This is a genomic window from Microvirga sp. P5_D2, assembly GCF_054049475.1.
On the sequence record NZ_JBFUMH010000139.1, the window covers coordinates 1 to 13,541 of the forward strand.

The 13,541-nt window shown below is 61.4% G+C and carries 12 protein-coding genes and 1 tRNA gene; 9 read left to right on the forward strand and 4 right to left on the reverse strand.

Annotation, left to right across the window (positions count from 1 at the left end; translation table 11 throughout):
* Window positions 1-163: acetyl-coenzyme A synthetase N-terminal domain-containing protein (locus tag ACXJKO_RS24090; RefSeq protein WP_457093617.1), on the reverse strand; the 163-nt coding region annotated here is incomplete at its 3' end.
* Window positions 164-1,564: 1,401 nt separating this feature from the next.
* Here ACXJKO_RS24090 and ACXJKO_RS24095 point away from each other — a divergent pair.
* The gene (locus ACXJKO_RS24095) at window positions 1,565-1,759 is read left to right on the forward strand and encodes a hypothetical protein (protein WP_457093606.1); all 195 of its coding nucleotides are present in this window, start codon (window positions 1,565-1,567) and stop codon (window positions 1,757-1,759) included.
* Window positions 1,760-1,849: 90 nt separating this feature from the next.
* Here ACXJKO_RS24095 and ACXJKO_RS24100 read toward each other — a convergent pair whose 3' ends face one another.
* Window positions 1,850-2,596: a hypothetical protein gene (locus ACXJKO_RS24100; RefSeq protein ID WP_457093607.1), complete on the reverse strand. Its 747-nt coding sequence runs from the start codon at window positions 2,594-2,596 to the stop codon at window positions 1,850-1,852.
* Window positions 2,597-2,789: 193 nt separating this feature from the next.
* Window positions 2,790-2,867: transfer RNA gene (locus ACXJKO_RS24105), tRNA-Pro, on the reverse strand.
* 231 nt (window positions 2,868-3,098) lie between these two features.
* Here ACXJKO_RS24105 and ACXJKO_RS24110 point away from each other — a divergent pair.
* Genes ACXJKO_RS24110 through ACXJKO_RS24135 form a run of 6 tightly spaced genes read left to right on the forward strand, consistent with a single transcriptional unit; the run spans window position 3,099 to window position 9,918 of the window.
* Complete coding sequence (locus ACXJKO_RS24110; RefSeq protein WP_457093608.1) at window positions 3,099-3,749, forward strand: cytochrome c3 family protein; 651 nt, start codon at window positions 3,099-3,101, stop codon at window positions 3,747-3,749.
* Window positions 3,750-3,754: 5 nt separating this feature from the next.
* Entirely contained in the window at window positions 3,755-6,655 is a 2,901-nt protein-coding gene (locus ACXJKO_RS24115; RefSeq protein ID WP_457093609.1) for a TAT-variant-translocated molybdopterin oxidoreductase, read from the forward strand.
* Window positions 6,655-7,968: an NrfD/PsrC family molybdoenzyme membrane anchor subunit gene (gene nrfD / locus ACXJKO_RS24120; protein ID WP_457093610.1), complete on the forward strand. Its 1,314-nt coding sequence runs from the start codon at window positions 6,655-6,657 to the stop codon at window positions 7,966-7,968. Before ACXJKO_RS24115 ends, nrfD begins: the two co-directional genes overlap by 1 nt.
* Window positions 7,965-8,504 carry a DUF3341 domain-containing protein gene (locus ACXJKO_RS24125; protein WP_457093611.1) on the forward strand — a complete coding sequence of 180 codons (540 nt, stop codon included), beginning with the start codon at window positions 7,965-7,967 and terminating at the stop codon, window positions 8,502-8,504. Before nrfD ends, ACXJKO_RS24125 begins: the two co-directional genes overlap by 4 nt.
* Entirely contained in the window at window positions 8,495-8,971 is a 477-nt protein-coding gene (locus ACXJKO_RS24130) for a c-type cytochrome (RefSeq protein WP_457093612.1), read from the forward strand. The genes ACXJKO_RS24125 and ACXJKO_RS24130 overlap by 10 nt, the downstream gene beginning before the upstream one ends.
* Window positions 8,968-9,918 (forward strand): hypothetical protein, encoded by a 951-nt coding sequence (locus ACXJKO_RS24135; RefSeq protein ID WP_457093613.1) that lies wholly within the window; start codon window positions 8,968-8,970, stop codon window positions 9,916-9,918. Before ACXJKO_RS24130 ends, ACXJKO_RS24135 begins: the two co-directional genes overlap by 4 nt.
* Before the next feature lie 3 nt (window positions 9,919-9,921).
* On the opposite strand, the gene ACXJKO_RS24140 is transcribed toward ACXJKO_RS24135, so the two are convergent.
* Complete coding sequence (locus ACXJKO_RS24140) at window positions 9,922-10,446, reverse strand: c-type cytochrome (RefSeq protein ID WP_457093614.1); 525 nt, start codon at window positions 10,444-10,446, stop codon at window positions 9,922-9,924.
* Window positions 10,447-10,591: 145 nt separating this feature from the next.
* Between ACXJKO_RS24140 and coxB the strand changes: the two genes are divergently transcribed.
* Together coxB and ACXJKO_RS24150 are read left to right on the forward strand one after the other, a co-directional pair.
* On the forward strand, window positions 10,592-11,620 hold the full coding sequence (coxB, locus tag ACXJKO_RS24145; RefSeq protein ID WP_457093615.1) for a cytochrome c oxidase subunit II: 1,029 nt from the start codon (window positions 10,592-10,594) through the stop codon (window positions 11,618-11,620).
* The coding region (locus ACXJKO_RS24150; protein WP_457093616.1) for a cbb3-type cytochrome c oxidase subunit I at window positions 11,617-13,541 on the forward strand (1,925 nt) is incomplete at its 3' end. The genes coxB and ACXJKO_RS24150, both read left to right, overlap by 4 nt.

Sequence of the window (13,541 nt, forward strand, 5' to 3'; positions counted from 1 at the left end):
ACCAATGGATGCGCTTGGCTTCCTCGGCCCAGAACCGCTCCGGGTCCTTCACGGAGGCCTCGTACTTCGCGCGATAGCCGGCATCGTCCAGATAGGCGCGATGGGTCCATTCCGACGGCACGTCGTAAATGTTTCCGGCGGAGTTAAAGGCCAAGTTGCTCATGGTCCTAGCCTCCTTGAGCGCCTCTTCCGGAAGCGCCTTTCCGTCCGGATTGTCCGTCGACGAAACTCAAGCAGAGCTTGGGCCGGGTGACACCCAGGCGTTGTTCTGTCGGCGCGCGTCGTGTGAAGGTCGGCCATAGCCGACTTTCCTGCCGAAGAATTATTCAATGTAGACCAATTCCGCAGAGCTTGGGTGGTTCCGAGGCTATTGTCGCGATTGGCCAGGTTACCAAGCGCCACCCTTGGCCATAGGATCCGACAGTGGGTCTAATCGAGCTTAGCCACACGAACGTCGCATACCGAGGTGCGATGCCGGAATTTGCGGGATAACTGCCTACTCACGTACGACGTAGCGATAGCAGAAGGTTCGGACGCACTCGATGTGGATGTCGGCTCCTGGCACGTTCCGGTCGTAGACCGAACTTCCGGTTTGGACAGGAACATCGGACGTTCCAGTCAGTGAACGAATTTCTCTACCTGACCCAGGCATGGATATCGTCAAGCAGGATGGCTGGCGCCAATGGTGCGACGCGCGCGACAGCGGCATTGGTCGCGTTGGGACGGCATCGACCGTGCTGCGTAAGAGGGTGTTCAGAAGATCAGCGGTGCGCTTAACGAGACGGCCGCCGTCATCGGTCAAGGCGACAAAGGTGTCGGCAACGGCCTTCAGATGCTCATGCAGGCGCTTCAGTAGGGCGGCAGTGGAGGTCGCTTCGGTGGCCTCCCCAGCTTCTTCGAGGGTGGCAGCGACAACCTGTTTGGCGTTGGTGGCCCGCTCGACTGGGGCAGCACACGAGCGGTGTGACCTTCAGAGCCAACGGCAATATCATGACTTCAGATGGGCCGCTTCAATTCAAGGCCTATGCTAACGCTGGCATCGCCAATTGACCGCAACTGTCCATCTTCGGCGAAGGCCGCACACCCGAGGCTTATGTCCTGCTACCTGACGGGCGCACTATCCCGGTCACCATGAGTGGCGATTGGATACACTTCTGTGATGATGTCTCTGGCATGCGCGGCGCGGGCAACAGCAACGGCAAGGCGAACCCCCAAGTCAACGTGATCAACAACCACTCTGGGGCTGACGTGGAGGCCCACCAAAACGAGGACGGAAGCCTTGGGTGGCGATCGACATGATTGAGAGCCGACTGGCTGAGAAGGCATCGCGCGGCGAGGGTACACTCTATAAGATGACAGCGGGCCGCGCGAACGGCCGCACACGGAGAGGATGACGAATTCCTTCGTCCCTCTTAGAGGTGAAAACACCTGCTATTCGCCGTTTACCTTCGCCATGAGGGCGGATTTGTTCCCTATAGGAAAGCACAGATGTAGATGCCTTCAAGTGGCTAATGGGGCAAAATCTATGAGTGTTCTAGAAGTAACTAAGACGGAGACAGAAAGCGTGGCGGATGATCTGAATAAGGTACTGGCAGATCCGCGTTTTACAGCTGTCGTGCAGCAAGTCGTGCATGTGTATCCGCCTGGTCGGTATGAGCCGGGGCCGGATACGCTTATTGCCCTTAATGAAAACGGTGAGGTCGAACGTGTGATTGACCTGGGGGTGGGCGGTGGAGATCGATGGCTCGAAAACCCTTGATTTAGCCCCACTCCAAATGCGGCGTTAACAGAGGGGAGGCAGGGTATTGATCTCTACCTTCGGCCTATCAAGATTTATTAGGAGTTTCCCTTACGGACCATCTCTGAGCACCCGAACGACTTCAGCTAGAAGGACATCAAGATCCTGACTAAAGTTTACTTGGGTTCCTGTAGGTAGACTTTCACGACTCCTAATATGGGTATGGAGGTGAGCATCCGCGATGTTGCGTAGAGATAAGTTGAGATGCTCCATAGACCTCTTGAATGACTTAGTGCCAGCATAATTTGATGCCACTGCAGGGAAGCTGGAGAATCCAAAAATTGGAGGTACATGGTCAACAATCGCCCGAACCAGCATTGCTATGGACATGAAGCAATCGTTCTCATGCGCAATATTAAGTTCGCCACAAAGCTGAGCTAGGCGAGTTAAATCCCATGCCTTCCCGGTAATTGCTTGAATCTCAGCTAGACGGATAGGATCGACATAAGGTGCCTTAAGCGCAGCCTGGGAAAACTCTACGGACTGTTGCGGAGGTTTCCTGTTAAGGAAGCGTACGCTAGCCTGAAGGACAGCCACGGTTTCTCGAACGCAGGCGTATGTTGGCCCTCCATAGTAGCCACCAGTACCTGAGTTTACAGTACTGACGAGGTTGGCGGAGAAGTCGTTCGGTGAGCCAAAGGCTTCATCTAACAGAGCCTTGGCCTCTAAAACGATTTGTTTGAATTGGGCTTGATCGTCGGTCTGTAAGAATTTCCCCATAACCGAATCATGAAACCGACTCAGCAGCGCCGTTGCTGCTCGTGCATGTAAGGTTATTTCTTCGGCGATTGGTGTCATCGAGATTTCCCATCGAACCAGCTCCTGATCAGCGGAAGCCGCTTACCAGGCGCCAATTCGCAAAACTGCCAAAGACCACCTGGGCTTTAAACACAATCTGCGCTGAACCCCCTGCGAACCCCCCACCGACCAGACAGCAAAAAGCCGCCAAAAGGCGGCTCCGCTTAAGCCCTTGTATCACAAGGAATTTTAATGGTCGGAGCGAGAGGATTTGAACCTCCGACCCCTAGTCCCCCAGACTAGTGCGCTAACCGGGCTGCGCTACGCTCCGACGCCTTGAACGGCAGGTGTCAATTAGCTTTTGGGGCGGCGGTTCGCAACCCCCGAAATGCACTTTCGTGGTGATCGTAGCCAAATTCTCCCGCGCCTTCCCATCATTAGCTCCCGCACCATGCGTCCCCGGGAGAGGGAACGAACCTGCGCCGAGAACGATTGTGTCAACGGCGAAGCTTCACTTCGGGCGCTCAAAGCCTGATCAAGCAAGGGGTCCGCGGCACTGGCGATGGCGCAGCTCTTCACACCATCGGCGACCACTCTGTTCAGGCTGGCAATCGTGCTCACGGGTTTGGGAGTGCTGGGGGCGGGCGCGACGGCCTATGTGTGGGCCCGCGCCGGCAGCACATGGAATGTGGGAAAGCCTGCGCCTCAGCCTGTGCCGTTCAGGCATGATCTTCACACCGGCTCGCTCGGCATCGATTGCCGCTATTGCCATTCCAATGTGGAGAAGGCAGCCGATGCGGGCATGCCTTCGGCGCAGACATGCATGTCGTGCCATTCCCAGGTTTGGGTGGGGGCGAGCGTTCTCGATCCCGTCCGCTCCAGCTTCACGCTCGGCCAGTCCATCGAATGGGCCTCCGTCCACCGCCTCCCGGATTACGCTTACTTTCATCATGCCGCACACGTGACAAAGGGCGTGGCCTGCGAGACCTGCCATGGCCGCGTCGACCAGATGCCGAAGACGGTGAAGACGCAAACCATGTCCATGGGCTGGTGTCTGGATTGCCATCGCGATCCGACACCGCAACTGCGCCCTCAAGACGCGGTATTCACCATGGGCTATGAGCCGCACGGGAAGAAATTGCCGGAGGACATCCGCGTTTTCTATCAGGAGGCATCCCGCCGCCTCACCAGCTGCAACACTTGCCACCGGTGAAAGCGATGGAACGGGAACAGCCATTCGATCTCGACGCCTTGAGAAGCCGCCTCGCGGACGAGGAGGGACCTCGCCTGTGGCGCAGTCTGGAGGAGCTGGCCGACGATCCTGATGTGCGCCGATACGTCGAAGCCGAATTCCCCGACATCATGCAGGCTTCGTCCGTTGATCGCCGCACGCTGTTGCGGCTCATGAGCGCGTCTCTCGCGCTCGGTGGCCTCGCTGCATGCAACACCGGCGCTAGTAAGAACGCGCCGCTTCTCTCGCAAAGCCACAATGCGCCGGGCTACACGCCAGGCGTCCCGACGATCATCGCTACATCGCTTCCGCTGAACGGTTATGGGCGCGGCGTTCTCGCGACAGTGCAGGAAGGACGCCCGATCAAGGTCGAGGGCAATCCGCTCCATCCCGCGAGCGTCGGCGCAACCGATGTCTTCGCGCAGGCCGAGATCCTGTCGCTCTACGATCCCGATAGATCCGGCGCGCCGCTCCACAATGGTGTTACGCGAAGCTGGGAAGAGCTGACGCAATTCATCCGTCCTGTGCGCAACGAACTCGTGGTCGAGGAGGGGCGGGGGCTTCATGTGCTGATGCCGCCGACATCCTCGCCGACCATGCAACGGCTGGTCTCGCAGGCACGTCAGCTCTTTCCCCACGCGCAATGGCACTCCTTCACGCCCGTCGATGACACCAATCGGCAGATGGCCGCGCAGGCCGTGTTCGGGCGCCAGGTCGATCTGGTCTACGATCTCGCGCAGGCGGATGTGATCGTCACCCTGGGCGGCGATCTTTTTGCCGAGGAAGCGGGCCATATCCGCTATGCGGCCGACTACCAAAAAAGGCGACGTGCGCAGGATCGCGAGCTGCCGCGCCTCTTCGCCGTTGAAACTCGTCCGAGTCTCGTCGGTGCGCGCGCAGATGAGCGGATCACATTGAGGCCGCGCGAATTCGAGGCCTTCACGCGTGCGCTCGCGGATGCCGTTCAGTCCGGCGCTACCCCCGCCGATGCTCACCCATCGCTTACGCGCCTCGTGAAGGACCTGCGCCGGGCGGGCTCGCGCGGTCTCGTGGCGGTAGGCCGCGAGCAGCCTGCCTCCGTTCATGCGCTTGCTCTCGCGATTAATGCACAGCTTGGAGCATTCGGCACTACGATCCACGCCATCGAGCCTGTTCGGCCTGTCGCTTCATCGTCGCTTACCGATCTGGCGAATGCCATCGAGACAGATGACGTTTCGCGCCTGATCATTCTCGGCGGCAATCCGGTTTATACCGCACCATGCGATATCGATCTCGCGCCGCTCATCCAGCGTGTGCCGTTATCCCTGCACCTTGGCTCGCCTGTCGATGAAACGGCGGTGGTCTGTCATTGGCACGTGCCCGAGAGCCACCCCCTCGAAAGCTGGGGCGATCTCCGCGCGTACGACGGCACCGTCGGATTGCGGCAGCCAGTGACGATGCCGTTGAAAGCGTCATTGAGCGTAGAGGAATTTCTTGGCCTCATGGCAGGTCAGACATTGGACGGCCAAGGGCTTGTCCAGGCCACTTGGCGCGAGGCCTGGGGCGATGAATTCAACGAGCGCTGGAGCCGAGCGCTGGAAGACGGCGCCGTCGAGAACTCGGCATCGCCTTCGCTCGACATAGCCCCTCAAACCAGCTGGAGCCCAGAGCCTGCGGCTCAGGTTTCATCCGCCGGCATCGATGTTGTCTTTGCGCCCGACCCCTCAGTGTGGGATGGCACTTACGCCAATAATGGTTGGCTTCAGGAGTTGCCCAAACCGCTGACGAAACAGGTTTGGGGCAATGCCGCGCTGATCGCGCCCGAGACTGCGCAGATCTTCGGCTTGTCGTCGGGCGACCTGATCGATCTCTCGGTCGAGGGACGTACGTTGCGCGCGCCTGTCTGGGTGCTTCCGGGACATGCGCCGGGCGCGGTGACCCTTCCGCTCGGCTATGGCCGCCAGCGGGCTGGCAGGATCGGCAATGGGATCGGGTTCAACGCCTACGCCATCCGCTCATCAACGCAGCCATGGATTGCGGCAGGTGAAATCAGGCGCGCCAACGAACGGGTGAAGCTCGTCACCACGCAGCAGCACCATTCGTTGCAGGGGCGGGATATCGTGCGCGTGACGACGCCCGATAAGCCCATGCYTCTCGATGAAGTGAAACCGCCGTCCCTGTATCCGGACTGGAACTATCCGGATCATGCCTGGGGCATGGCGATCGATCTCGATGCCTGCATCGGCTGCAATGCCTGCGTCATCGCCTGTCAGGCCGAGAACAACATCGCTGTCGTCGGTCCGGAAGAGGTGGCGAAGGGGCGGGAGATGCACTGGCTGCGCATCGACCGCTATTACGCGGGCGACCCTGCGAAGCCGGATACGTATTTCCAGCCCGTTCCCTGCATGCAATGCGAAAAGGCGCCCTGTGAGGTGGTGTGCCCGGTCAATGCCACGGTGCATTCGTCAGAGGGGCTCAACGACATGGTCTATAACCGCTGCATCGGCACGCGGACCTGCTCGAACAATTGCCCGTACAAGGTGCGCCGCTTCAACTTCCTCGAGTATCAGGGCACCGATTTTTCCGCGCCGTTCGACGCCATGAATCCGCAGGTGACGGTTCGCGACCGTGGCGTGATGGAGAAATGCACCTATTGCGTCCATAGAATCGGCGCCGCCCGCGCCGATGCGCGGGTGGAGGAGCGACGTCTCGAAGACGGGGAGGTGATGACAGCCTGCCAGCAATCCTGCCCAACGCAGGCCATCGTGTTCGGCGACATCAACGATCCCGACAGCGCGGTGAGCCGCCTGAAAAAGAGCTCGCGCAACTATGCCCTGCTCGGCGCGCTGACCACCCGGCCGCGCACCACCTATCTCGCCCGCGTCGAAGATCCGCAGGAGAGTGAGTGATGAGTAGTGAGGCGCAGGCCATCACGAGCCCGGTGGCGGATGTACCCCTCTCGCCGCATTTCGGCTGGGGATGGTGGATCACGCTGTTGGTCTCCGGCGCGCTCGTGGTCCTGCTCGGCTACACGCTGCTGTCGGTCGTGGTCGTCGGCGTCGGTGTCTGGGGTGTCAACATTCCGTTCGTCTGGGGCTTCGATCTCATCAACTATGCCTGGTGGATCGGCATCGCCAACGGATCGAGCCTTTTCGCGGCCATTCTGGTGCTGCGCCGTCATGATCTGCGCACCTCGGTCAATCGCTTTGCGGAAGGCGTCGCGTTCTTCGCGGTCATCTGCGCCGGCATCTTCCCGATCTTCCACCTCGGGCGGCCCTGGCTGTTCTACTGGACCTTTCCCTATCCGGCGACATTCGAGGTCTGGCCGCAATTCCGCAGCACGCTCACCTGGGATTTTTGGGCCATCAGTACCCACGCCATCGTCACCAGCCTGCTCTGGTATGTGGGCCTGATCCCCGACCTCGCGACCTTACGCGACAGGGCGCGGCGCAAGACCGTTCGGCAGATCTACGGCGTCTTCGCACTGGGCTGGCGCGGCTCCGTGCGCCATTGGGCCTATCACCAGAGGGCTTATCGCCTCGTCGCGATCTTGGTTCTGCCGCTCATCCTCATCATGCAGAGCACCGTCGCCTTCGAGTTCGCGGTGACTCTCGTGCCCGACTGGCACGAGACGCGCCAGCCGCTGCACTTCATCGTGACGGGATTGGCGCAGGGCCTGTCCATCGTCCTGCTCGTGGCGATGCTTTTACGCTGGGGTTTGCGGCTGGAGCGGTATATCGACGATCAGGACGTGGATCTTCTCGGCAAGCTCGTTCTCGCGAGCGCCCTGGTCACGGCGTACCTCTATCTCGATGAGATCGTTGCGGTTCTTCTGTCCGACAATCTGACCCGCGAAGCCACTCTCAATCGCGTGACAGGAGATTATGCAGGCCTCTACTGGGCCGCTATCGTCTACAGCATCCTCGTCCCACAGCTGCTCTGGTTCAGGAGCGCCCGCCGCAGCACCATCGCCGGTGTGTTCGTCGGCTTCTCAATCGGCGTAGGCATCTGGTTCGACCGCTATTCCATCATCGTCGGCGGCCTCCAGACGGACCATCTGCCGTCCGTCTGGCGGACCTACAGCCCGACGCTTTCTGAAACCGGGCTCTTCCTTGGAACAGTCGGCTTGTTCGCGGCGCTGCTATTGCTCTTTGTCCGCTACCTCCCGGTCGTCTCCATGTTCGAGACGCGCCATGACGAGCATGAGGACAAATCCTCATGACCCGAAGCATCTACGGCATGATCGCGGAATTCGAGACGCCCGAGGGGCTGAAAACGGCTGTCGTGGAAGCAAAGCGCGCGGGCTTCACGAAGCTCGACGCGTTCAGCCCGTTTCCCTTGTCGGAAGTGGCCGAAGAACTCCACGTCCGCACGACGGTGATCCCCTGGATCGCGTTCGTGGCGGGTCTCATCGGCGGCTGCATCCAGTACGGGGCGCAGTACTGGATGAACGCGGTCGATTATCCGCTCAATGTCGGCGGGCGGCCCCTCGACAGCTGGCCAGCCTTCATTCCGGCGGCGCTGATCGTCGCGATCCTGTGGGCCGGAGCCGCGACCTTGATCAGCCTGCTCATGATCCTGCGGCTACCGCGACTGCACCATCCGGTGTTCGAGGTGCCCGACTTCAACAGGGCATCCGAGGATCGGTTCTTTCTATGCATCCTCAGCGAGGACCCGCTGTTCGAGGAGGAGGGGGCTCGCGAGCTCCTGAAAACGTGTTCGCCCTGCTCTGTCCGGGAGGTGCCGGCATGCGGTTAGCGCTCGTCCTTGCCGGTTCAGTTATGCTGGCCGCCTGCGACAGCGGCACCGAGCAGCGGGATGCCGTGGCTTCGACCCGTGCGGTTCAGCGGCCTTACATACCTGTTCCTCCCGGTGTCGTCGCGCGAGGGACCGCTGCCCAGACTGCGGCTATTGCAGCACCAGGACCGGAGGTGACTGCAACTCTCATCGCGCGAGGCGAGGAGCGGTTCAGGGCCTTCTGCACGCCCTGCCATGGTCCAAGCGGCCATGGCGATGGAACGGTAGTGTCACGCGGATTTCCGGCACCGCCCTCCTACCATCAGGAGCGCCTACGAGCCTTCATGCCGGAACAGATCGTGCGGGTGATCACGCAGGGCACCGGCCGGATGTATCCTTATGCGGACCGCATTCCGCCGGAGGATCGTTGGGCGATTGCGCATTACGTGAAGACCCTGCAGGCGCGAGAGGCGGGATCGCAGCCATGAGCGAGATGGAGGCGCTGTATCTCGTGTTCATCGCCCTGGCAGGCCTTGGGATGGGCAGTCTCGCGACCCTCATGATCGGGCATATCATGAGCGACCACTGGCTTTCTCCCGTGCGCGCCGAGGTGGAGGCGGCCGCGCTCACGTTGCCCTCTCTGCTTCTTCTCGGGCTCGTGCTCGCATTCGGCCTCGACCAGATCTTTTCCTGGGTCGACAACCGGGCCGAGCTGCTGCCGACACGGGCCGCATTTTTGAGCCCGGCTTTCTTCCTCCTGCGAAGTGCCTTCTATCTGCTGGCGAGTGCAAGCCTCGCCTTCTGGCTCATCCGCACGCCGCATGTGCGCCGAGCGAGCGGCATCGGGTTGGCCCTTATGACGCCGATCATGACATTTGCAGCCTATGATTGGGTACTGTCCCGCGAGCCGCATTGGTGGTCGAGCCTGTTCGGCCTCGCTTTCGCGCAATCCCAGATCCTCGCGGCGCTTGCTGGMGCGATCCTGATCACCTTGCTCGGAGCCGAGCATGCCTCACTCAAGCGCATGAAAAGTCTTGAACGTGCGCTTCTCACATTGCTGCTCCTGACGCTTTGGACTTGGTTTGCGCAGTTCCTGATCGTCTGGCTTACCAACCTGCCGCATGAAACGGCGTGGTATCTGCGGCGGTCGGATCCCCGGAACGTCACGCTCGTCACCACGGCCTTCGCTCTCATGGTCGCTGCCATCATCGTGCTGGCGCCTTCGGGCGTGAGCCGGATCGGCATGATCATCGGAAGCGCGCTCGCCCTCATGCACCACGCGACGCATATGCTGTGGATCCTACAGCCCAAGGGTGAGGCTTCGTGGTTGGATCTCGGCCTGATCGTCGGCGTGGCCATCCTCTGGGCCGCCGCCTTCGCCTTCATCATGCGAAGCCGCCCGACCTATGCGCAGGAGGCTTCGGAAGAGCCATAGCTCTTATTGCGAAACAGGGGCCACGCCTGGAACGATGCGCAGCGTGCGCGGGGCTGTCTCCGCGTCGCTCGCTACCGGAAGATTCGCCGGTTTCTCAAGCTGCTCGCGCAGAGGCAAAGGAGGGTCTGGCGGATAGACCCGCCGGTCCTGTTCGCCAAGGGTGTAGAGGTAGGCCGCAATGTGGCGGGCCTCGGCCTCCGTCACTCCCTGCGCCGGCATGCCGGTCTGCGGCTTGAGCGCCACTGGGTCCATGAGCCATGCAATCAGGTTGAGCGGCGTGTTCGGCATGAAGCCGGCCAGAAGATGCTGCTGGGCGTAGTTCTCCAGGCGAGGGCCGACTCTTCCCCGCGCACCCCGCACCCCTTCGATCACATGGCATGTGCCGCAGCCGTATGACTGGATCAGGCCGAGGCCCTGTTCAGGGTCCCCTCCCGCAATCGTGAGCGGGGAAGGCTCGCTCTGCGTCTCGCCGCATGTGGCAAGCCCCGTGAGGGCGAGCAGTGCCAGGGCTCGAAGCGGATGCAGCACGATCATTTCCCCGGTTCAAAGCGTTCGGGGTGGCAACCGTCGAGCTTGCCATCCGTTCCGCCCGAGGTGCTGATCGACTTTTCGAGGGAACCAACTCTCACGGCCAAGCTTTTCTGTTCATTGCATGCAAGAAGACGTAGGGCGAATGGACCGAGAAGCGACCCAGCATCGCCGTGGTGAGCGGCTGCGTACCTGCATGGGCCGGGCATGGTTGCTTCTCTGCGCGCTCTCGGTCGCGGGCTGCAGCGGTGTGCAATCGGCCCTCGACCCCGCAGGAGGAGACGCACAGCGGCTCTACTGGCTGACCATCGCCATGACGATTGGCGCCACGCTCATTTTCCTAGGCGTCACGGCCCTCCTGCTTTACGCCGTCTTCGCCCCGCCGGAGCACCGGGCATGGCTCGGCACCCGCCGCACCATCGTCTATGGCGGGCTCGCGTTTCCCATCGTCGTCCTCTCCCTACTGCTGCCCTACGGCATCATCGTGATGCGCGACACCGATGTGCCGATGCCGAATGCGCTGCCAATCGAGGTGATCGGCGAGCAATATTGGTGGCGGGTGCGCTATCCGGCGCACGCAAACGGCGCGGAAGTCGTAACGGCGAACGAAATCGTTGTGCCGGTCGGGCATCCTATCTCCGTCTCCGTCACCTCGGTCGATGTGATCCACAGCTTCTGGATTCCCAATTTCGGCGGCAAGATCGACATGATCCCCGGGCGGATGAACCGGCTCAACTTCACGGCCGAGCGGCCGGGAATTTATCGTGGAGTCTGCGCGGAGTTCTGCGGCGACCAGCATGCCCGCATGGCCTTCGACGTTTTGGCCATGGAGCCCGCAGCGTTCGATGCCTGGCGAAGCGGGCAGGCCGGGCCTGCGCGGCAGCCTGACTTGCCGCTCATCGAGCGGGGACGGCAGCTCTTCATCAGCGGCGGCTGCGGCACCTGCCACGTGGTGCGCGGCACTGAGGCCGATGGGCAATTCGGGCCGGACCTGACCCATGTGGGAAGCCGCAGAACCATCGGCGCGGGGCAGTTTCCGAACAATGTCGGCACGCTGGCCGGGTGGATCGCCAACACGCAGCATATCAAGGCGGGAGCGCGGATGCCTTCCTACGGATCGTTCAGCGGTGAGGATCTTCGCGCCCTGGCGGGCTATATGGAAAGCCTGAAATGAACGCACCCGAAAATCCTCGATCCTTCGGGCATGGCGAGCCTGACTTTCCCAACCCGCTGCCGCGACCGCCGGGTGAGCTGGAGAAGCTAAAGAAGGTCTGGGAGTCGCCGCGCGGCTTTGCCTTCATCACGGACGTCAACAACAGCTATGTCGGCCTGTGGTATGTCGGCACGGCCTTCCTGTTCTTCATCCTCGCCGGAATCCTCGCGCTTATCATGCGCGCGCAGCTCGCCGTCCCGGAAAGCGATCTCATCAGTCATGATCTCTATAACCAGCTCTTCACCATGCATGGCACGGTGATGATGTTCCTCTTCGCCGTTCCGGCGGTGGAAGCGGCGAGCGTTTATCTCTTGCCGAACATGCAGGCGGCGCGGGACCTGCCGTTCCCGCGTTTGTCGGCCTATGCGTTCTGGGCCTATTTCGTCGGCGGGCTGGTGTTCTTCGGTACCATCTTCTTCGGCCTGTCGCCCAATGGCGGCTGGTTCATGTATCCGCCGCTCACCGGCACCAAATACTCGCCCGCCGACAATGCGGATTGGTGGCTGCTCGGCATTGGCTTTATCGAGATCTCTGCGATTGCCGGCGCCATCGAGATCATCGTGGGCGTCATGAAGACTCGAGCGGTCGGCATGAGCCTCGACAAGCTCCCGATCTATTCCTGGGCGATGCTCGTCTTCGCGGTCATGATCGTCATCGCCTTCCCGGCGATCATCCTCGCGACCTTGCTGCTTGAGATGGAACGCGCCTTCAACTGGCCGTTTTTCATCGCCGAGCGGGGCGGAGACCCGCTGCTGTGGCAGCATCTGTTCTGGTTCTTCGGCCACCCGGAGGTCTACATCATCTTCATTCCCGCGACCGGCATGGTGTCCATGATCGTGCCGGCCATGGCCCAGACACCCATCGTCGGTTACCGCCTGATCGTGCTGGCGCTGATCGCCACGGGCTTCCTCTCCTTCGGCCTGTGGGTGCACCACATGTTCGCGACGGGCCTGCCGAAGATGTCGTTGAGCTTCTTCTCGGCGGCGAGCACGGCTGTGGCGGTGCCGAGCGGCATTCAGGTCTTCGCCTGGATCGCCACTATCGCGTCCGGCCGCATGAAGCTGACGACACCCTCGCTCTTCATCCTCGGCTTCCTCTTCATCTTCACGCTTGGCGGCCTTACCGGCGTGATGGTGGCGATGGCGCCCTTCGACTGGCAGGCGCATGACAGCTACTTCATCGTCGCGCATCTGCATTACGTGCTGATCGGCGGCATGGTGCTTCCGCTCTTCGCCGCCTTCTATTACTGGGTGCCGGTGGCGAGCAAGAACGCCTTGTCCGAGCGCCTCGGGCGCTGGGTGTTCAGCCTCATGTTCCTAGGCGTGAACGTGACGTTCCTGCCGATGCACATTACCGGCCTCATCGGCATGCCCCGGCGCGTCTATACCTATCAGGTCGGAATGGGTTGGGATGCTCTGAACCTCATCTCCACCATCGGCGCCTTCATGATCGCGGTGGGCGTGGCGATCTTCATCTACGATATGATCCGCAGCTTCCGCGTAGCGGACGAGGACAATGCGGGCAATGTCTGGAATGCAAGCACGCTCGAATGGTTGCCGAATGGCAACTACAATACGCGCAGCGTTCCCTCCGTCGTCAGCCGAGACCCGCTTTGGGATCAGCCGAACTTGCCCGAAGACGTGAAGGAGGGGCGGTACTACATGCCGGGAACGGCAACGGGCGGACGCGAGGCGCTGGTGACGAGCCCCTTCGATGCCCGCCCGCAATACATCCTGCAGATCCCCGGCCCCGGATGGCAGCCGCTGCTTGCCGCCGTGTTTACGGCGGCCTTCTTCCTGCTGCTCACGGTGAAGTTCGTCATCACCTCTGCGATCTGCGGTGTGCTGGCGCTAGGCTTCGTCATCTGGTGGCTGTGGGAGAC

What these genes read in the sequence shown, in the direction of transcription:
- ACXJKO_RS24100 (WP_457093607.1), bottom strand. Translation starts at nt 2,596, where the DNA reads ATGACACCAATCGCCGAAGAAATAACCTTACATGCACGAGCAGCAACG.
- ACXJKO_RS24110 (WP_457093608.1), top strand. Translation starts at nt 3,099, where the DNA reads ATGGCGCAGCTCTTCACACCATCGGCGACCACTCTGTTCAGGCTGGCA.
- nrfD (WP_457093610.1), top strand. Translation starts at nt 6,655, where the DNA reads ATGAGTAGTGAGGCGCAGGCCATCACGAGCCCGGTGGCGGATGTACCC.
- ACXJKO_RS24125 (WP_457093611.1), top strand. Translation starts at nt 7,965, where the DNA reads ATGACCCGAAGCATCTACGGCATGATCGCGGAATTCGAGACGCCCGAG.
- ACXJKO_RS24130 (WP_457093612.1), top strand. Translation starts at nt 8,495, where the DNA reads ATGCGGTTAGCGCTCGTCCTTGCCGGTTCAGTTATGCTGGCCGCCTGC.
- coxB (WP_457093615.1), top strand. Translation starts at nt 10,592, where the DNA reads ATGGACCGAGAAGCGACCCAGCATCGCCGTGGTGAGCGGCTGCGTACC.